The following is an 18,168-nucleotide window of genomic DNA, read 5'->3' as shown; positions in this document are numbered from 1 at the left end:
CGCCGGAGCGTCGGGGCCGGTCGCGGGTCAGAAACCGAACGACCGGCCGATGATCTCCTTCATGATCTCGGTGGTGCCGCCGTAGATCGTCTGCACGCGGCTGTCCACCCACGCCTTGGCCACGGGGTACTCCATCATGTAGCCGTAACCGCCGTGGAGCTGGAGGCAGCGGTCGATGACCTTGGTCTGCAGCTCGGTGGTCCACCACTTGGCCTTGGCCGCGTCCACCGCCGTCAGTCGCCCCGCGTTGAGCGCGAGGACGCACTTGTCGACGTAGTGCCGGGCGATCTCGGTCTCGGTGGCCAGCTCCGCCAGGACGAACCTGGTGTTCTGGAACGAGCCGATGCTGCGGCCGAATGCCTGCCGGTCGCGGCAGTACTCCACGGTCTGCTCCAGCACGGTCTCGGCCGCCGCCACCGCGCCCACCGCGATCGACATGCGCTCCTGCGGCAGGTTGCGCATGAGCTGGAAGAACCCCTGCCCCTCCTCGGGGCCGAGCCGGTTGGCCACGGGCACGCGCACGTTCTCGAAGTACAGCTCGGCGGTGTCCTGCGCCTTCATGCCGATCTTGTCGAGGTTGCGGCCCCGGCCGAACCCCTCCATCCCGCGCTCCACGACCAGCAGCGTGATGCCCCGCGCCCCGGCCTCCGGGTCGGTCTTGGCCACGACCACGACGAGGTCGGCGTTGACGCCGTTCGTGATGAACGTCTTCTGCCCGTTGAGCACGTAGTGGTCGCCGTCGCGGACGGCGGTGGCGCGCACGCCCTGCAGGTCGCTGCCCGCGCCGGGCTCGGTCATCGCGATCGCCGTGATCAGCTCGCCGCTCGCGAAGCCCGGCAGCCACCGCTGCCGCTGCGCGTCGTCGGTCAGCTCCACCATGTACGGGGCCATGACGTCGTTGTGCAGCGAGAACCCGAGACCGGTCGCGCCGTGGCGCATGATCTCCTCGACGATCACCGTGTTGTACCGGAAGTCGGTGACCCCGGCGCCGCCGTACTCCTCGGGGACCGAGAAGCCGAACATCCCGATCTCCCCGGCCTTCTTCCAGACCTCGCGCGGGACGATGCCGTCCTTCTCCCACTGGGCGTGGTGCGGGACCACCTCCCGGGCCATGAACTCGCGCACGGTCTCGCGGAAGAGCAGGTGCTCCTCCTCGAAGAGGTCTCGCTCCATCGGTCTCCTCCTGGGCTGCCGGCGACGGACGCCAGAATACGATTCTGTTACCCCGAGGTATACCCCGGCTGAGCGCCCCCTTTGTGGGGTGGACACGGCTTCATCACAAGTGCCGAACATCGTCTGATTGAAAGTGGAATCGCCTTAAGATCTACCTTCGGTCGATGTGTGTCGGGAGTGTCCGTGAATCGGTGGCGCAAGGCGTTGATCGGCGCAACGGTCGGCATGGCCGCGTCCGCCGCCTTCGTGGCGGCATCCCACCCTGGGCAGGCCGAAGCGTCGCTGGTGGCCACATACCTCTGCACGGGCGGGGTCGCTGGAGCTGGAGTCAAGGTCGAGGCGAGGGTCACGCCCAGGATCGCGGCCGGTGGCATGCTCGACGTCGGCTGGGCGCTGAGCTACCTGGAGGAGAACAGGAAGTTCGGATCTCCAGGCTTCTTCGCCAAGGGCTCCACGCTCAACCTCGAGGGCGTGGTGAGCATCACCGGGGCCTGGAACGGCCAGTTGCTGCCCAGTGGGTTCAAGGACCAGCCAGAGCTCATGCCGGGTTCCTTCCTGGACCTGCCCGAGGGGCTGTCCGACGCCGGCTCGATCCAGCGCCCCGGCAAGATCCGCGTGAAGCCGGGCGCTCTGACCGTCAGGTTCAAGCCCGCCAAGGGCGAGGTCATGGTCAACGACTCCAACAAAGCCATCAAATATGACGGCCCCTGGTGGTCACATGGCACCGCGGAGGAGTTCGGCGACCACCTCTATGACGTGAGCGAGACCGGACAACAGGGTGCCTCCGCCGAACTCACCTTCACCGGCACCCAGGTCGCCTACATCGGCAGGCGAGAGCGGGATCTCGGGCCGGTGCAGGTATTCCTGGACGGCCGCGCCGTGACCGACCCGCTGGTCGAGCCGGGCAAGGACACCAACGGCACGCCGATGACAGGCACCAAGTCCAAGGAAGTGCTCTGGGCCTCGCCGGTGCTGACCTATGGCGAGCACACCATCAAGATCGTCAACAAGGAGGCCAAGAAGGCCTACCTCGACGCCTTCCGGGTGACCACCGGTGACAGCGAAGTGCCGCCGCCGTACAACGAGGCGCACTGCACGATCGTGGGAGACCCCGGCGCCATCGACCTCGTCGTGCCCGGCGCCACCCCGACCAGCCCCACGCCGACGACGCCCACCCCCACGGTGACGACCCCGACGCCGACGAACACCGGGGGCACCCCCACCTCGACGGCCACCACGCCCAACCCGCACAACTCCTCGCCCTACTCCCACACCCCCGGCGCTTCCCACGTCAGCGTGGTCACCGGAGGCGTGCGGACCGCCACGGCCACCGCGACGGTGACGCCCACCCGGTCGCCCAAGGCGACCACCACCAGGTACGTGAAGGCCCAGGTGGCCAAGACCCCCAAGGGCGGGGTGGACACGGGTGAGGCGCCGGAGCCCGCGAGTTCCTCGTACGGGCTCATCGCCGGCGGCTCGCTGCTGCTGATGGGAAGCGCCACGGGCGGGCTGCTGCTGCGCAGGCGGCAGGCCGCGCACGCCGGAGGAGGCCGCTGATGAGCGAGCACACGACTGGGCAGCCGAACGAGCCGAAGCCCGAGCAGCCGAACGCCCTGACCGCCGGGCAGCCGAGCGCGTCGCCGGCCGGGCAGCCACACGCGCTGGAGGCCGGGCCGGTGAGCGAGCGCGCGCGGGCGCGCAAGGCGGCGCTCAACAAGGCGATGCCGGGGCTGCTGGTCGCCGGTTCGCTGGGCGGCGTGGGCGCCATCATGGCCGGGCTGCTGTCGCTGGCCCCCGCCGTGGACGACGGCTCCGCCCCCGTCGCGGGCGTGGTCGCGCAGGGCGAGCCGAGCACCGTGCAGATCCAGAACATGGGCGCGTTCGTGCTGTCGCCGACGGTCGGCCCGGGCGGCAAGGACGTGCCCCTGACCCCGGCCCGCCCCGACGCGCCGCCGCCCCCGGCCGCGGCGCCGATCGTGGCGGCGATCCCGCCCGCGAAGACCACGACGAGGAAGAAGCCCGCGCCGACCCGCATCAAGATCCCGAAGATCAAGGTCAACGCGCTGATCGGCTCGGTCACGGTGGACCTCAAGGGCAACCTGACCACGCCGCCGCTGTCCAAGCCCAACCAGGCGGGCTGGTACCGCTTCTCGCCCGTGCCCGGCGAGCTGGGCCCCTCGGTGATCAACGGCCACGTGAGCACCCGCAAGGGCGCCGCCGTCTTCTACCGCCTGCGGGAGCTGGCCAAGGGCGACGCGATCTACGTGTACCGGTCGGACAAGAAGGTGACCAAGTTCACGGTCAGCGGGATCGAGCAGGTCGGCAAGACCGCGTTCCCGACCAGCCGGGTGTACGGCAACACCACGAACGCGCAGCTCAGGCTGATCACGTGCGGGGGCGTCTTCAACAAGACAGCCCACTCCTACACGGACAACGTCATCGTTTACGCGACCCTGTCCAAGAAGAAGGGGTAACAGCGTATTTGCGCGGGTTTCCCGGTTTACAGGAGATTTACAGGCACAATTCGTAGGATCTCAACCTAACCGTGACCAGTGGCTGCCAGTCTGGTACGCCTGTTGAACCTGTGCCGAAACGGAGAAGGACAGTGCTGACGTCCAAGGCGCGGCGCCGCCTCGCCCTCAAGACATCCGCCCTTGTCACCGGAGCGGCAGCCGTAGTCATCGGAGTCCCGGCGGTGGCCCAGACCGTGGCTCCGAAGCCCGTGACCTACACCTGCAAGACTGACACGGCCGGCACAGGCACCGACTACAGGTTCCAGATGGACCTGCAAGGCCCCCTGACGGCCCCGTCGCCGAGCTCCACGGCTGTGGTGACGTGGAACATCGGGCAACCCACGTCGCCCGGCCCGTCCTTCACGGTGCGCTCGCCGATCCCGACCACCGACCGCGTCGTGATCCAGGCGACGGTGATCGTCACGGGCACTCCGAACCCGACGCCGACCGAGACGCGAGGTGTCACCGCGACGGCCACACCGTTCTCTCCAGTGACGGCAAGCGCGACGATGCCGGTCCCGCAGGTGCTGATCAGCCTCACTCCCAAGGCCACTGGCGTGATGGCCGTCGTGCCTGATGACTTCGTGTTGCAGGTCGGCCCGAGCGGCGCCGCCGGCTCAACGTGGTACACCTGCTCAGTGAAGGCTGGCAGCGAGTCCGAGGCGTCGGCCGCAGCCGCTCTGGTCACAGTCGCGACCGGCGTTCCCACCGGAACCTCCACAGGCACCCCCAGCAGCACGCCGACTACTCCGACCCCCACCGCCACGCCGACCCCCACCAAGACCACCCCCACCCCCAAGAAGACCCGGACCAGCTACGTCACCGTGGTCGAGACCCCCACCAAGCGGTCCTCCAAGACCCCCAAGGCCGGGGCCAACACCGGTGCCGGTGGCGAGATGGGGCCCGACGGGCGGATGTTCGTGCTGGTCGGTTCCGCGCTGATCCTGGCGGCCGGCGTCGGCGGGCTGGCGATGCGCCGCCGCGGCGTCAACAGGAGCTGACGGCGCCATGGCCCAGCACTACCCCTACGGAGGCGAGCCGCCCGACGATCCCGGTGGGCGGGTGCTGCGCACCGTCCTCATCCTGGCCGCCATCGCGGGCGTGATCACGGTCGTGGCCGGCATGCTGATCGTCTTCAACTCCCCCGAGGAGTACGGGCTGGCCTCCCAGCGTGACCAGTTGTCCCTCGGCGCCCAGCCCGACGGCAAGGCCACCGGCCAGCCCGCGCAGGCGCTGTTCAAGGCCGCGCCGACCGTGCCGCCGCCCCTGCCGCTGCCGGACCCGGCGCCGCCGATGATGCCCTCCAGCCCGGTCCGCCTCGTGATCAAGAAGCTGGGCGTGAACGCCCCGATCAAGTCGCTCGGCCTGGCCAAGGACGGCACGATCCAGGTCCCGCCGGCCGGTAACCCCAACCTCGTGGGCTGGTACCGCGAGATGGCCACCCCGGGCGAGGCCGGCGCCGCGGTCATGCTGGGCCACAAGGACACCTACACGCGCAGCGCCGTCTTCAGCCGCCTGCACGAGCTGGTCAACGGCGACACGATCGAGGTCAAGCGCCAGGACGGCGTCACGGCGGTCTTCACCGTCGGCGGCATCGAACAGGCCAGCAAGAAGACGTTCCCGACCGAGCGGGTCTACGGCAGCCGGGCCAACGCCCAGCTCCATCTCATCACCTGCGGTGGCACGTACAACCGCGCGATCGGTCACTACACCGATAACATCATCGTCTACGCGACGATGACGAGCTCCTATCGAAGCTGATCGCGGAGGCGCGCATGGGCTGGATGGCGAAGCGGAGACTGCGTACTGGCCCGACGGCGGCGTCGCCCGTCAAGCCGGCCCGCGGTGAGGTGCTGCGGCTGGTGCGGCTGGCCGATCCGGACGCCCGCGAGGACGGCGATGACGTCGTCGCGACCGACGTCCGGGTCCACGCGCCGGTGGAGGCCGAGCCCGACCTGGTGGGCGGCGTGCTGGAGCGGGTGTGGGCGGTGCGGGTGTCGGCCGAGGGGCCGCTGCCGTTCGACTTCTTCGACCGCTACCTCGCCGAGGGCCTGGCCTTCCGGCTGGGCGGGCTCGCGGTGTGCCGGGGCGAGGTGAGCGATCCGGCCGACGAGGAGGGCGGCGGGCCCGCAGTGATCGTCCCCGTACGTCCGGCGGACGACGAGCTGCGCCCCCTGCTGGAGGCCGAGCTGGGCGAGGTCGAGCAGGAGGAGGAGTTCGTCCACGCGGGCGACGGCGTGCGGGTGCTGGTGGTGCCGCAGAAGGGCCGGCCGCCGGCCGTGGGCGAGCTGCTGCCGTTCGCCTCCGACCTGACGGCGATCGAGCTGCGCGGCGACGACCAGGAACGGCTGGGCGCGCTCGCGCTGCGGCTGGCCGAGGCGCTGAACGGCCTGGTGGTCGACCGGTGGCGGTTCCGGGTGGACGCCGTGACCGATCTGCTGCCTCCGGCCGGGAAGGCGTAGAGCATCGTTCTGTTGTAGTCTCTCCCTATAACCGAATAATGCTCGGTTTCAGGAGGCACTGTGGCAGAGGCGTACATCGTCGGGGCGGTCCGCACCCCGGTCGGCAAGAAGAAGGGCGGCCTTTCCACCGTCCATCCCACTGACCTGGCCGCGCACACGCTCAAGGCGCTGATCGACCGCACCGGCGTCGACCCGGCGGCGGTCGAGGACGTCATCATGGGGTGCGTGATGCAGTTCGGCCCCCAGAGCATGGACATCGCGCGCAACGCGTGGCTGTCGGCCGGGCTCCCCGAGACCACGGCCGGCGTCACGATCGACCGGCAGTGCGGCTCCTCGCAGCAGGCGGTCCACTTCGCCGCCCAGGGCGTGCTGTCCGGCACCCAGGACCTCGTCGTGGCGGCCGGCGTCGAGTCGATGAGCATCGTGCCGATGGGCGCCTCGATCACGGCGGCGCTGGAGAAGGGCATGCCGTTCCCGTTCGGCGACCTGTGGGTCGAGCGTTACGGCAAGCAGGAGATCTCGCAGTTCCGCGGCGCGGAGCTGATGTGCCAGAAGTGGGGCCTCACCCGCGAGGAGCTGGAGCGGTTCGCGCTGGAGTCGCACCAGCGGGCGGCCAAGGCCGTCGCCAACGGCTACTTCCGCGACCAGATCGCGCCGGTCAACGGCGTCGAGGACGACGAGGGCCCGCGTCCCGACACGACGCTGGAGAAGATGGCCGAGCTGAAGACGCTGAAGGAGGACGGCCGGATCACCGCGGCCACCTCGTCGCAGATCTCCGACGGCTCCGGCGCGGTGCTCATCGCCTCCGAGCAGGCCGTACGCGAGCACGGTCTGACCCCGCGCGCGCGGATCCACCAGCTCGCGCTCATGGGCGACGACCCGGTCTACATGCTGACCGCGCCGATCCCCGCCACCCGCAAGGCGCTGGACAAGGCCGGCATGTCGATCGACGACATCGACGTGGTGGAGATCAACGAGGCGTTCGCGCCGGTGCCGCTCGCCTGGATCAAGGAGCTGGACGCCGACCCGGCCCGGGTCAACCCGAACGGCGGAGCCATCGCCCTCGGCCACCCGCTGGGCGCCACGGGCGCGATCCTCATGACGAAGCTGCTGCACGAGCTGGAGCGCACCGGCGGCAGGTACGGCCTGCAGACGATGTGCGAGGGCGGCGGCCAGGCCAACGTCACCATCATCGAACGGCTCTGACCCGAGAACCCGAGAACCCGAGAAGCGGTCCAGCGCGGCGCCCCGGCCCCACGTGGAGGCCGGGGCGCCGCGGTGGTGTGCGGGGGCCCATGGCGTACGGGCCGCGCGCCGCACTCACCACCATCCCGGTAGTGGTCTAGCGCCCCTTGGGCGGGATGCGCCGCGGCGGCGCGACCGGCCGCTGCGGCATCCTGGGCATCTTCCGCGGCACCGGCGACGCCGGGGTCCCCGGAAGACTCGGGGCGTTCTTCTTTCGCTTACCGCTGGCATGTACTCGCATACGAGGCTCCTTCACGTGACTCGCGACGCGGCTGTGGGACGCCGGTCGACAAGCTCAGCTGCCGCGTCTGGACGGACTCGCCCGCGGGAGTGGACACCGCCGGGCGGATGGGCTGCCGAGTGGCCGGGCCGATCGAGGTCGGCCCCGCTCATCACAGGAAGAAACGCATGTCCTCGACGGTAGGGGGCGTCCCGGAAGGGGCGCAACCGATTATTCGCGCGAAGTCTTCGTCGAGGGCTGCTCCAGCCGGGCCGGGGCGGTGTCGTGGACCTGCTGGAAGATGACCGACGTGCGGAAGCCCGCGATCTCGCGCCGCTTGCTCAGCCGGTCCAGCAGGAACGCGTGCAGGTGGTCGAGGTCCTGCACCGCGACGTGCAGCAGGAAGTCGTCGCCGCCCGCCAGCACGAAGACGCTGAGCACCTCCGGCAGCTCGGCGGCCGACTGCTTGAACGCGTCGATGACCTCCCGGCTGAGCGGGCGCACCTGCACCGACACCATCGCCTGGACCGACCGGTTGAGCGCCGCGGGGTCGATGTCGGCGTGGTAGCCGCGGATCACGCCGCGGCGGGTGAGCGCGCGGACCCGTTCCAGGCAGGTCGAGGGCGCCACGCCGAGCCTGCGGGCCAGCTCGCGGTTGGACTGGCGCGCATCTGTTTGGAGAAGGCGCACGATCGCCGAATCTAGTTCGTCCATGGCGGCAGTCTCGCACCGGTTCCGGCCAGGTGTTCGGTCGCTGTCCCATCAGAGCGGGCGAATGACTAGTTTTTCGCGGTATGACAGGACAGATCGGTGGGCGGCTCGGGGCCGCGCAGGGGACGGCGCTGCTGGTGGGGGCGGTGCTCGGGCCGGGGATGCTCGTGCTGCCGCACCTCGCCGCCGCCGCGGCCGGGCCCGCCTCGGTGCTGGCGTGGGTCGCCCTGCTGCTGCTGAGCGTTCCGGTGGCGCTCACCTTCGCCGCGCTCGGCGCCCGCTACCCCGACGGCGGGGGAGTGGCCAGCTTCGCGGCGCTGGCGTTCGGGCGGCGCGCCTCGGCGGTCGTCGGCTGGTGGTTCTACGGCGTCATCCCCGTGGGCGCGCTGGCCGGGGCGCTGGTCGGCGGCGAGTACGTGGCCGCCGCCCTCGGCCTGGACTCCCGGACCGGCACCTGGGCGGTCGCCGCGGCGCTGCTCCTGCTGGCGTTCGCGGCCAACGCCGCCGGGCTGCGCACCTCCGGGCGGCTCCAGCTCGGCATGGTGCTGGCGCTGGTCGCGGTGCTGGCCGGCGCCGTGCTCACCGCCGCGCCGCACGCCGAGGCCGCCAACTTCACCCCCTTCGCCCCGTACGGCCTGCCGGGGGTGGCCGACGCGGCCGGGGTGCTGCTGTTCGCCTTCGTCGGCTGGGAGGCCGCGAGCCACCTGTCGGCCGAGTTCGCCGACGGCCGCGGGCTCACCCGGGCGACCGTCGCCACCCTGGGCCTCATCACGGTCCTCTACCTGGGCGTGGCCCTCACCACGATCGGCGTGCTCGGCCCGCGCGCCGCCGAGAGCCCGGTGCCGCTGGCCGCGCTGCTGGAGATCGGCATCGGCTCCGCCGCCCGGCCGGTCGTCGGCGGCGTCGCGGTGCTGCTGACGTTCGGCGCGATCAATACCTACGTCGCCGGTGCCTCCCGCCTCGGGGCGGCGCTGGCCAGGGACGGCGCGCTGCCCGCCTGGTTCGCCCGGGGCGGCGGGCCCGGCCGCACGCCGTACCGGAGCCTCGGGCTGCTGGCCGCGGCGACGGCCGTGACGACCGGCCTGGCACTGGTCTGGACCGTGGACCTCGACACGCTGATGCGGGCCACGTCGGCCTGCCTGGCGGCGGTGACCGCGGCCGGCGTGGCGGCGGCCGTGCGGGTGCTGCCCCGCGGGCGGCTGCGGGTCATGGCCGTGGTCGCGACCGGGCTCGCGCTGGCCGCGCTCGCCTGCTGCGGGGCGTACCTGCTGGTGCCCGCCGTGCTGGCGCTGGCCGCTCTGGTGGCGACGCGCGTCTCGGCCCGCCGCCCGGTGGCACGCGTGACGATCCCTTGAGGTGATCTCGCCGGAGCGCCGGGTACACAGGCATCCCCAGGGAGCGTAACGTCGGCGGGAGGATGCCATGAGCGAGTACGCGAAGGCGAGAGAGCTCGGCGAGCAGGCCCGCGAGAAGGAATGGACGCGCCCCAGCTTCGCCAAGCAACTGTTCCTCGGGGACTTCCGGCTGGACCTCGTGCGCCCGGCCCCCGCACCGGCCGACGAGCCGGCCAAGCGCGGGGAGGAGTTCGTCCGCGCGGTGCGCAGGTTCCTGGACGCGCACGTCGACCCCGCCGAGATCGAGCGCACCGCCCAGGTGCCCGACGAGGTCGTCAAGGGCCTGGCCGGGCTCGGCGCGTTCGGCATCACGATCGGCGAGGAGTACGGCGGGCTCGGCCTGCCGTACCTGTACTACTGCCGCACCCTCATGCTGGTCGGCTCGTACTGCCCCGCGCTGGCCACCCTGCTGTCGGCGCACCAGTCGATCGGCGTGCCGCAGCCGCTCAAGCTGTTCGGCACCGAGGAACAGAAGCGCGAGTTCCTGCCCCGGTGCGCGCGCGGCGAGATCTCCGCGTTCCTGCTGACCGAGCCGGACGTCGGCTCTGACCCCGCCCGCCTGTCCACCACCGCGGTGCGCGACGGCGACGAGTACGTCCTGGACGGCGTCAAGCTGTGGACCACCAACGGCGTCGTCGCCGACCTGCTCGTCGTCATGGCCCGCACCGGCGAGAAGGTCAGCGCGTTCGTCGTCGAGGCCGACACGCCGGGCATCACGGTGCAGCGCCGCAACAGGTTCATGGGCCTGCGCGGCATCGAGAACGGCGTCACCGAGTTCCGCCAGGTCAGGGTGCCGGCCCGCAACCTCATCGGCCGCGAGGGCCAGGGCCTGAAGATCGCCCTCACCACGCTCAACACCGGCCGCCTCTCCCTGCCCGCCACCTGCGCGGGCAACGCCAAGTGGGCCGTCAAGATCGCCCGCGAGTGGGGCGACGCCCGGGTCCAGTGGGGGCGCAGCGTCGGGCGGCACGAGGCCGTCGCCACCAAGATCTCCTTCATCGCGGCCACCGCGTACGCCCTGGAGGCCGTCTGCGACCTGACCAGCCGCATGGCCGACGACCGGCGCAACGACATCCGCATCGAGGCCGCCCTGGCCAAGCTGTACGCCTCGGAGCTGTCGTACCAGGTGCTCGACGAGCTGGTGCAGATCAGGGGCGGGCGCGGCTACGAGAGCGCCGAGTCGCTGGCCGCCCGCGGCGAGCGCGGCGTGCCCGCCGAGCAGATGCTGCGCGACTCCCGCATCAACCGGATCTTCGAGGGCTCCTCCGAGATCATGCGCCTGCTCATCACCCGCGAGGCGGTCGACGCCCACCTGTCGGCCGCCGGCGAGCTGATCGACCCGGACGCCTCGCCGCAGGCCCGCGCCCGGGCGCTCAAGCGGGCCGGCGCCTTCTACGCCCGCTGGCTGCCGACGCTCGTGGCCGGCACGGGCAACCTGCCCACCTCGTACGCGGACTTCGGCCCGCTGGCGCCCCACCTGCGCTACGTGGAGCGGACCAGCCGCAAGCTCGCCCGGTCGCTGTTCTACGGCATGTCCCGCTGGCAGGGCCGGCTGGAGCACCGGCAGGCGTTCCTCGGCCGGATCGTGGACATCGGGGCCGAGCTGTTCGCCATGACCGCGACCTGCGTCCGGGCCGAGGAGGACGCCGCCGACCTGGGGCGCCGGCCGTACGAGCTGGCCGACACCTTCTGCCGGCAGGCCAGGCGGCGGGCCGACGCCCTGTTCGCCCGGCTGTGGGACAACAGCGACAGCGCGGACGTCCGCCTGGCCCGGTACGTCCTCGACGGCCGCTACGGCTTCCTGGAGGAGGGCGTGCTCGACCCGTCGATCGAGGGACCGTGGGTCGGCGCGCCCGCCGGCGGCGAGAACCTCCGCCGGAAGATCACCTGATCCCGGTCTAGACCACCGGTCAGCGCTTTCCGGTCCAGATGTTGCCGAACCGAGACGAGCCGGTATAGACCGGCCGCCGAAAGCGGGCTTACGCTGACGCAAACGCGTGGCGAGACGGCTCACGCACCCCCAAATCCCTCTGGGCGGGACGGCGACTGGTACGGACCAGCAGGGACCCCGTCCGACGAGAAGGCGGTACACAGGTGAGAATCAAGCTTGCGGGCGGCGCCGCTCTCGGCGTGGCGGCCATGCTGGTCCTGTCGAGTTGCGGCTCGGGCTCGGGCGGCTCCGGCTCGTCCGGCGACCAGAAGGCGTCCGACGGAGGCCAGGTCACGCTGAAGATGGTCGCCGCCGACTACGGCGACGGCCCCGGGAAGCCCAACTCCGGCGAGACGTTCTGGAAGGGCGTCGTCGACGAGTTCCAGGCGGCCAACCCGAACATCAAGGTCGAGGTCCAGGTCATCAACTGGAACGACATCGACAAGCAGGTCGCCACCATGGTCCAGAACGGCCAGGTGCCCGACATCCTGCAGACCGGCGACTACTCGGGCTTCGCCAAGGACGACATGCTCTACAAGGTCGAGGAGGTGCTCTCCCCGAACGTCTCCGGCGACATGCTGCAGAAGTTCGCCGAGTACGGCAAGGTCGACGGCACCGCCTACGGCATCCCGTTCGTCTCCTCCGCCCGCGCCCTGTTCTACAACAAGGAGCTGTTCGCCAAGGCCGGCATCAGCGAGCCGCCCAAGACCTGGGACGAGCTCAAGGCCGACGCCGAGAAGCTCAAGAAGGCCGGCGTCAGCCAGCCGTTCGGCCTGCCCCTCGGCCAGGAGGAGGCCCAGGGCGAGTCGTTCCTGTGGATGCTCGGCAACGGCGGCGGCTACAAGGACGCCTCCGGCAAGTGGGCCATCAACTCCCCGCAGAACATCGAGACGTTCACCTACCTCAAGGGCCTGGTCAACGCCGGCCTGACCACCCCCAACCCGGGCACCAAGGACCGCAAGACGGTCTGGGAGGACTTCGGCGCCGGCAAGGTCGGCATGGTCAACGGCGGCCCCATGTCCATCCCGATCTTCGACGCGGCCGGCCTGAAGGACAAGTACGGCGTCGCGCCCATCCCCGGCAAGTCCGGCCCGCTCGACACCACCCTCGGTGTCATGGACTGGATCATGGCGTTCAACAAGAACGGCCACGCCGCCGAGATCAAGAAGTTCTTCGACTTCTTCTACACCGGCTCGGCCGCCCAGAAGATCAGCGACACGTACAAGCTGCTGCCCGTCACCAACGGCGGCATCCAGAAGCTGTCGAGCGACGAGAAGCTCAAGCCGTTCCTCGACGCCCTGCCCAACGCCAGCTTCTACCCGTTCCAGGACCCCAAGTGGGCCGACGTGAACCCGGAGATCAAGCAGACCATCGGCGGGGCCGTCAAGGACGACCCGGCCAAGGTGCTCGGCGAGCTCCAGAAGACCGCCGACGCCGGCTGACCCCTCGGCGCACCGTACGGCCGGCGTCCCGCAGCCGGGACGCCGGCCGTACCGTCCTGGAAGGTAATTCATGAGAAGGTTGCGTGCCCTGGAGCCGCTGGCCTGGACCGGGCCCGCCGTCGTGCTCATCGCGCTCGTCGTCCTCTGGCCCGTCGTCGAGATGATCCGGTCGTCGTTCCTCAAGATCAACCGGCGGGGGGTGGAGCAGGGCTTCTACGGCTTCGCCAACTACGACAAGCTGTTCGACGAGAAGGACTTCGCGGAGATCATGGTCCGCAGCGTCATCTGGGTCGTCGCCGTCGTCGCCCTGACCGTCCTCGTCTCGCTCGCCCTGGCCCAGCTGTTCAACCAGCGCTTCCCCGGCCGCCGCGTCGCCCGCTGGGCGCTCATCGCCCCCTGGGCCGCGTCCGTGCTGATGACCGCGATCATCTTCAAGTGGATGCTCGACCCCGAGGTCGGCGTCATCAACCAGATCCGGCTCAAACTCGGCCTCATCGACGCGCTCGGCGGCGCCTCGGCCGACCAGCTCGGCGACGCCTCCACCGCCATGCCGTGGCTGGTCTTCGTCGCCGTCTTCGTCTCCGTGCCGTTCACCACGTACGCGCTGCTCGCGGGCCTGGCCACCATCCCGGCCGACGTCTACGAGGCGGCCAAGATGGACGGCGCGTCCAGGCTGCGCACGTACTGGTCCATCACGCTGCCCCTGCTGCGGCCCGCCCTGACCGTGGCCGCGCTCATCAACGTGATGAACGTCTTCAACAGCTTCCCCATCATCTGGGCGATGACCCACGGCCAGCCCGGCTACTCCACGGCCACCTCGACGATCCTCATGTTCATCCTCAAGGGCTCGAACATCGGAGAGTCGGCCGCCATGTCCGTGGTCAACTTCGGCATGGTGCTCGTCCTGACCGTGATCTTCCTCAAGGTCTCCCGCTGGAACAAGGAGGTGGCCTGATGGCCGTCACGACCGCGCCCCCGGCCACCAGCCACCAGCACGCCCGGCCCCGGCCCCCCGGCCGGCGGGCCATGCCGCGCCTCAAGACCACGCTCGTCGCGGCCGCCGCCTACGTGATCGCGTTCGTCTTCGTGTTCCCGTACCTGGTGATGCTGATCACCGCGATGCGGCCGCAGAGCTCGCTGCGCGAGGCCACCCTGCTGCCCTCCGCGTGGGACCTGTCGAGCCTGACCGGCTTCTGGAGCAGCGGCCTGGCCGGCAACCTCATGGTCACCCTCAAGGTCGCCGCCGGGTCCACGATCCTCGTGCTGCTCGTGGCCCTGCCCGCCGCCTACTACTCCGCCCGGCACGACTTCCGGGGCCGCACGGCGTTCCTCATCCTCGTGCTCGTCACCCAGATGTTCCAGCCGACCGCCATGGTCGTCGGCATCTACCGCGAGTTCTTCCACTTCGGCATGGTCGACTCGATCTGGTCGCTCATCCTGGTCAACGGCGGGTTCAACCTGGCGTTCGCGGTGTGGATCCTCAACGCCTACTTCTCGTCGATCCCGCGCGAGCTGGAGGAGGCCGCGTTCATCGACGGCAACGGCCGCTTCGGCGCGATGTTCCGCATCACGCTGCCGCTGGCCATGCCCGGCGTCATCACCGCGCTGATCTTCACGTTCATCGCCGCGTGGAACGAGTTCGTGGTGGCGCTCACCCTCGCCACCACGCCCGTGAACCAGCCGCTGACCGTGGCGCTCAACTCGTTCATCGGTCAGTACCAGGTGGACTGGCAGAGCCTGTTCGCCGGCTCGGTCATCGCGACCATCCCGGTGATCATCCTGTTCGCGCTGATCGAGCGGAAGGTCGTCGGCGGCCTCACCGCCGGCTCCATCAAATAGCGGCTCAGCCGGGGACGCGGGCGACGCAGAACACCGTCTGGCCGAACGGCGGCGTGACGAACCGCTCGATCAGCCGCGTCGCCGGCACCACCGTGCGGTCGTAGATCTTCACCAGCCGCGGGTCGGGGTAGCCCACCCCGCCCCGCCGCACGGCCGCCCACCAGGCGATGCCGCCCAGGAAGTTGATCGGCTTGAGCACGTCGATGTCGAGCCCCGCCTTGGCGACCGTCGAGCGCAGCGTCTTGGGCGTGTAGCGCTGCACGTGACCGACCTTGCGGTCGAAGTCTCCGTAGAGCTGCATGTAGCCCGGCACCCAGATGATGATCCGCCCGCCGGGCAGCGTCACCTTCGCCAGCGAGCGCAGCGCCCCGGCGTCGTCCTCGATGTGCTCCAGGACGTTCATCATCACGACCGTGTCGACCTTGTCCTCCAGCGGGATCTCGGTCGGCAGCCCGAACTGGAGCACGTCGATGTCGTCGCGGCCGGCGAACCGCTTGCGCAGCTGCTCGACGCAGTAGGGGTCGAAGTCGCTCACCACGAGCCGGTCGAGCCGCGGCAGGAACTGCTCGGCGAAGTGGCCCAGGCCGGAGCCGATCTCCAGCATCGACCGCCCGACATGCGGGGCGACCATGTCCAGCTCGTACTGCCGGTAGTTCTTGGCCTCGTCGCCACCGAGGTGGTTCTCCAACGCCTCGTCGCCGGCCGCCGGCTGCACTACACGGTCATACCCTGAAGACATAGTCCCGTTCCTTTAAGGGCTCGCGGATTGGCCCGAGTCTAGTGCCCGGCCGGGCTCGAAGGTCACATGATGCGCCGAACGGGCCTTCCCAGACCGTCCCGGATGCGGTGGAATCTGACACGTTCATGGACGACGACGAGGCCATAGCCCGTTCCCTCGACGGTGACCTGACCGCCTACGAGGCGCTGGTCGCCCGCTACAGCGCGCTCGCCCACCGCACCGCCGCCATGCTCGGCGCCGCCGACGAGGCCGAGGACGTGGTGCAGGAGGCGTTCGTCAAGGCGTACCGCGCCCTCGCGTCGTTCCGCCGCGGGTCGCCGTTCCGGCCGTGGCTGCTGCGGATCGTGGCCAACGAGACGCACAATCTCACCCGCTCGCGCGGGCGCAGGAACGGCCTCACCGCCCGGCTCGGCGCCGTCGCCGACCCCGTCGCCCCCGACGACCCGGAGGGCGCCGCCGTGGCCGGGGACCGCCGCGCGCGGCTGCTGGAGGCCGTGCGCGGCCTGCCCGACGGGGAACGCGACGCCGTCGTCTGCCGGTACTTCTTACAGCTGAGCGAGGCCGAGACCGCCGAGGTGCTCGGCCGCCCGGTGGGCACCGTCAAGTCCAGCACGCACCGCGGGCTGGCCCGGCTGAGGGAGGAGGTGGGCGGTGAGCTCGCGTGAGCCCCACGACGACGATCGCGGTGACGAGCCGGTTGGCTTCGGCGACCTCGAAGCCGAGCTGTTCGCGCTCGGCGAGTCCCTCGACGTCCCCGCGCCGCCGCCCGCCGACGTCGCGGCGGCCGTGCGCGCCCGCCTGGCCGACAGCCCCGCTTCCCCCGTCACCCGCCCCCTGAGGCGCCGGCGCGGGCGCAGGTGGGCCGTCGTCGCCGCCGTCGTGCTCGCCGTGGCCGCCCTCACGGCCGCCACCCCGCAGGGCAGGGCCGCCGTGGCCCAGATCCTCCGGTACGCCGGGATCGAACTGCGCCTCGGCGCCACCCCGGCCACCGGTGCGCCCACACCCACCCCGGCCACCGGTGCGCCCACAACCACCTCGCTGCCGGGAGAGCACGCCGTCACCCTCGCCCAGGCCCGCGCCATGGTCCGCTTCCCCGTCAGGACCCCGGCCGCCCTCGGGGCCCCGGACACCGTCACCGTCGCCGACGGCGGGCGCGTCGTCTCCATGCTCTGGCCCGGCGGCCTGCGCCTGGACCAGTTCGACGGCACCATCAGCCCGTACCTGTGGAAGCAGCTCGGCCCGCCCTTCCCCGAGGAGGTCCACGCCGCGGGCGTCGACGCCCTGTGGATCGGCGGCGCCCACCCCCTCGGCTACATCAAGCGCGAGGACGGCACCTCCGTGCCGCTGCGGCAGGCCGCGCCCACCCTCATCTGGGAGAGCGGGGGAGTCGGCCACCGCCTGGAGGGCGCGGGGGACAAGAACCGCGCCGCCCGCATCGCCGCCTCACTGCGCTGACCCGCCCTCCCGGGAGCGGCGCTCACTCAGGAGCGGCGAGCCAGTCGTCGATCTCCTTCAGCAGCTCCTTGCGGGTCTCCTCCGGCGCCGCCGACGCCCGTACCGACTGCCGCGCCAGCTCCGCGACCTCCGCGTCGGTGAAGCCGTACGCCTCACGCGCCAGCTCGTACTGCCGCGCCAGCCGCGACCCGAACAACAGCGGGTCGTCGGCGCCCAGCGCGATCGGCACCCCCGCCTCGAACAACCGCCGCACCGGCACGTCGGCCGGCCGCTCGGCCACCCCCAGCCCCACGTTCGAGCTGGGACACACCTCGCAGCAGATCTCCCGCCGCGCCAGCAGCTCCATCAGCCGCTCGTCCTCGGCCGCGCGCACCCCGTGCCCCAGCCGGTCGGCGCCCAGGTCCTCCACGCACTGCGCCACGCTGCGCGGCCCCAGCAGCTCACCGCCGTGCGGCACCGCCAGCAGCCCCGCCCGCCTGGCGATCCGGAACGCCCGCTCGAAGTCGCGGGCCTGCCCCCGGCGTTCGTCGTTCGACAGCCCGAACCCCACCACGCCCCGGCCCGCGTACTGCGCCGCGAGCCGCGCCAGCGTGTTGGCGTCCAGCGGGTGGCGCGTGCGGTTGGCCGCCACGACCACCGCGATCCCCACGCCCGCGTGCTCCGCGGCCCGGTCCACCGCGTCCAGCACCAGCTCCATCGTCGCCGACAGCCCGCCGAAGCGGTGCGCGTAACCCGACGGGTCCACCTGGATCTCCAGCCAGCGGGAGCCCTCGGCCGCCTCGTCCTCGGCCGTCTCGCGCAGCAGCCGGTAGACGTGCTCCGGCCGAGACAGCACCGACCGCGCGATGTCGTACAACCGCTGGAACCGGAACCAGCCCCGCTCGTCGGTGGCCCGCAGCCGCGGCGGCCAGTCCTGCTCCAGGGCGTCCGGCAGGTGCAGGCCCTGCTCGCGGGCCAGGTCGATCAGCGTCGAGTGCCGCATCGAACCGGTGAAGTGCAGGTGCAGGTGAGCCTTGGGGAGAGCGTCGAGCGGGCGTGCCATTTC

The 18,168-nt window shown here is 71.1% G+C and carries 17 protein-coding genes; 13 read left to right on the top strand and 4 right to left on the bottom strand.

Features of this window, described 5'->3' with window-relative positions; translation table 11 throughout:
* Positions 1 to 27: 27 nt before the first annotated feature.
* Entirely contained in the window at positions 28 to 1,173 is a 1,146-nt protein-coding gene (locus HD595_RS11945) for an acyl-CoA dehydrogenase family protein (protein ID WP_253768476.1), read from the bottom strand.
* Positions 1,174 to 1,356: 183 nt separating this feature from the next.
* Here HD595_RS11945 and HD595_RS11940 point away from each other — a divergent pair, with 183 nt between their 5' ends.
* From HD595_RS11940 to HD595_RS11915, 6 genes are all read left to right on the top strand, one after another.
* Complete coding sequence (locus HD595_RS11940) at positions 1,357 to 2,730, top strand: hypothetical protein (protein ID WP_253768474.1); 1,374 nt, start codon at positions 1,357 to 1,359, stop codon at positions 2,728 to 2,730.
* On the top strand, positions 2,730 to 3,647 hold the full coding sequence (locus tag HD595_RS11935; protein ID WP_253768473.1) for a class F sortase: 918 nt from the start codon (positions 2,730 to 2,732) through the stop codon (positions 3,645 to 3,647). The genes HD595_RS11940 and HD595_RS11935 overlap by 1 nt, the downstream gene beginning before the upstream one ends.
* A 131-nt stretch (positions 3,648 to 3,778) precedes the next feature.
* The gene (locus HD595_RS11930; protein ID WP_253768471.1) at positions 3,779 to 4,687 is read left to right on the top strand and encodes a hypothetical protein; all 909 of its coding nucleotides are present in this window, start codon (positions 3,779 to 3,781) and stop codon (positions 4,685 to 4,687) included.
* Between the two features lie 7 nt (positions 4,688 to 4,694).
* Positions 4,695 to 5,447 carry a class F sortase gene (locus tag HD595_RS11925; RefSeq protein ID WP_253768469.1) on the top strand — a complete coding sequence of 251 codons (753 nt, stop codon included), beginning with the start codon at positions 4,695 to 4,697 and terminating at the stop codon, positions 5,445 to 5,447.
* Between the two features lie 23 nt (positions 5,448 to 5,470).
* On the top strand, positions 5,471 to 6,148 hold the full coding sequence (locus tag HD595_RS11920; RefSeq protein WP_253768467.1) for a hypothetical protein: 678 nt from the start codon (positions 5,471 to 5,473) through the stop codon (positions 6,146 to 6,148).
* 60 nt (positions 6,149 to 6,208) lie between these two features.
* Positions 6,209 to 7,354 carry an acetyl-CoA C-acetyltransferase gene (locus HD595_RS11915; protein ID WP_253768466.1) on the top strand — a complete coding sequence of 382 codons (1,146 nt, stop codon included), beginning with the start codon at positions 6,209 to 6,211 and terminating at the stop codon, positions 7,352 to 7,354.
* 490 nt (positions 7,355 to 7,844) lie between these two features.
* Here the strand turns inward: HD595_RS11915 and HD595_RS11910 are convergent, their stop codons facing one another.
* Positions 7,845 to 8,327 carry an Lrp/AsnC family transcriptional regulator gene (locus HD595_RS11910; protein WP_253768464.1) on the bottom strand — a complete coding sequence of 161 codons (483 nt, stop codon included), beginning with the start codon at positions 8,325 to 8,327 and terminating at the stop codon, positions 7,845 to 7,847.
* Positions 8,328 to 8,407: 80 nt separating this feature from the next.
* Between HD595_RS11910 and HD595_RS11905 the strand changes: the two genes are divergently transcribed.
* The 5 genes from HD595_RS11905 (at position 8,408) to HD595_RS11885 (ending at position 14,929) form a co-directional block, all read left to right on the top strand.
* A complete protein-coding gene (locus HD595_RS11905) occupies positions 8,408 to 9,679 on the top strand; it encodes an APC family permease (RefSeq protein WP_253768463.1) in 1,272 nt (423 codons plus the stop codon).
* A gap of 67 nt (positions 9,680 to 9,746) precedes the next feature.
* Entirely contained in the window at positions 9,747 to 11,609 is a 1,863-nt protein-coding gene (locus tag HD595_RS11900) for an acyl-CoA dehydrogenase family protein (RefSeq protein ID WP_253768461.1), read from the top strand.
* Between the two features lie 203 nt (positions 11,610 to 11,812).
* The gene (locus HD595_RS11895) at positions 11,813 to 13,090 is read left to right on the top strand and encodes an extracellular solute-binding protein (protein WP_253768459.1); all 1,278 of its coding nucleotides are present in this window, start codon (positions 11,813 to 11,815) and stop codon (positions 13,088 to 13,090) included.
* A gap of 70 nt (positions 13,091 to 13,160) precedes the next feature.
* Complete coding sequence (locus HD595_RS11890) at positions 13,161 to 14,045, top strand: carbohydrate ABC transporter permease (protein WP_253768458.1); 885 nt, start codon at positions 13,161 to 13,163, stop codon at positions 14,043 to 14,045.
* Positions 14,045 to 14,929, top strand: a complete 885-nt coding sequence (locus tag HD595_RS11885; protein ID WP_253768455.1) for a carbohydrate ABC transporter permease — start codon at positions 14,045 to 14,047, stop codon at positions 14,927 to 14,929. The genes HD595_RS11890 and HD595_RS11885 overlap by 1 nt, the downstream gene beginning before the upstream one ends.
* 4 nt (positions 14,930 to 14,933) lie before the next feature.
* Here the strand turns inward: HD595_RS11885 and HD595_RS11880 are convergent, their stop codons facing one another.
* Entirely contained in the window at positions 14,934 to 15,668 is a 735-nt protein-coding gene (locus HD595_RS11880) for a class I SAM-dependent methyltransferase (RefSeq protein WP_253768447.1), read from the bottom strand.
* A 107-nt stretch (positions 15,669 to 15,775) separates the two neighbouring features.
* Between HD595_RS11880 and HD595_RS11875 the strand changes: the two genes are divergently transcribed.
* Positions 15,776 to 16,333: an RNA polymerase sigma factor gene (locus HD595_RS11875; protein ID WP_253768445.1), complete on the top strand. Its 558-nt coding sequence runs from the start codon at positions 15,776 to 15,778 to the stop codon at positions 16,331 to 16,333.
* Positions 16,320 to 17,123, top strand: a complete 804-nt coding sequence (locus tag HD595_RS11870) for a hypothetical protein (protein WP_253768443.1) — start codon at positions 16,320 to 16,322, stop codon at positions 17,121 to 17,123. The genes HD595_RS11875 and HD595_RS11870 overlap by 14 nt, the downstream gene beginning before the upstream one ends.
* 22 nt (positions 17,124 to 17,145) lie before the next feature.
* On the opposite strand, the gene HD595_RS11865 is transcribed toward HD595_RS11870, so the two are convergent.
* Positions 17,146 to 18,165 (bottom strand): adenosine deaminase, encoded by a 1,020-nt coding sequence (locus HD595_RS11865; RefSeq protein WP_253768441.1) that lies wholly within the window; start codon positions 18,163 to 18,165, stop codon positions 17,146 to 17,148.
* Between the last annotated feature and the right edge of the window lie 3 nt (positions 18,166 to 18,168).

Origin of the sequence: Nonomuraea roseoviolacea subsp. carminata (genome assembly GCF_024172185.1) — a bacterium.
In the GTDB taxonomy this organism is placed as follows: Bacteria; Actinomycetota; Actinomycetes; order Streptosporangiales; family Streptosporangiaceae; genus Nonomuraea; species Nonomuraea roseoviolacea.
This window is presented reverse-complemented; position numbering and strand designations above follow the sequence as displayed.

Bases quoted from the DNA above. Each gene is read 5' to 3' on its own strand.
- HD595_RS11905 (WP_253768463.1), top strand. From the start codon at position 8,408: ATGACAGGACAGATCGGTGGGCGGCTCGGGGCCGCGCAGGGGACGGCG.
- HD595_RS11920 (WP_253768467.1), top strand. From the start codon at position 5,471: ATGGCGAAGCGGAGACTGCGTACTGGCCCGACGGCGGCGTCGCCCGTC.
- HD595_RS11945 (WP_253768476.1), bottom strand. From the start codon at position 1,173: ATGGAGCGAGACCTCTTCGAGGAGGAGCACCTGCTCTTCCGCGAGACC.
- HD595_RS11900 (WP_253768461.1), top strand. From the start codon at position 9,747: ATGAGCGAGTACGCGAAGGCGAGAGAGCTCGGCGAGCAGGCCCGCGAG.
- HD595_RS11925 (WP_253768469.1), top strand. From the start codon at position 4,695: ATGGCCCAGCACTACCCCTACGGAGGCGAGCCGCCCGACGATCCCGGT.
- HD595_RS11935 (WP_253768473.1), top strand. From the start codon at position 2,730: ATGAGCGAGCACACGACTGGGCAGCCGAACGAGCCGAAGCCCGAGCAG.
- HD595_RS11910 (WP_253768464.1), bottom strand. From the start codon at position 8,327: ATGGACGAACTAGATTCGGCGATCGTGCGCCTTCTCCAAACAGATGCG.
- HD595_RS11885 (WP_253768455.1), top strand. From the start codon at position 14,045: ATGGCCGTCACGACCGCGCCCCCGGCCACCAGCCACCAGCACGCCCGG.
- HD595_RS11880 (WP_253768447.1), bottom strand. From the start codon at position 15,668: ATGTCTTCAGGGTATGACCGTGTAGTGCAGCCGGCGGCCGGCGACGAG.
- HD595_RS11865 (WP_253768441.1), bottom strand. From the start codon at position 18,165: ATGGCACGCCCGCTCGACGCTCTCCCCAAGGCTCACCTGCACCTGCAC.
- HD595_RS11890 (WP_253768458.1), top strand. From the start codon at position 13,161: ATGAGAAGGTTGCGTGCCCTGGAGCCGCTGGCCTGGACCGGGCCCGCC.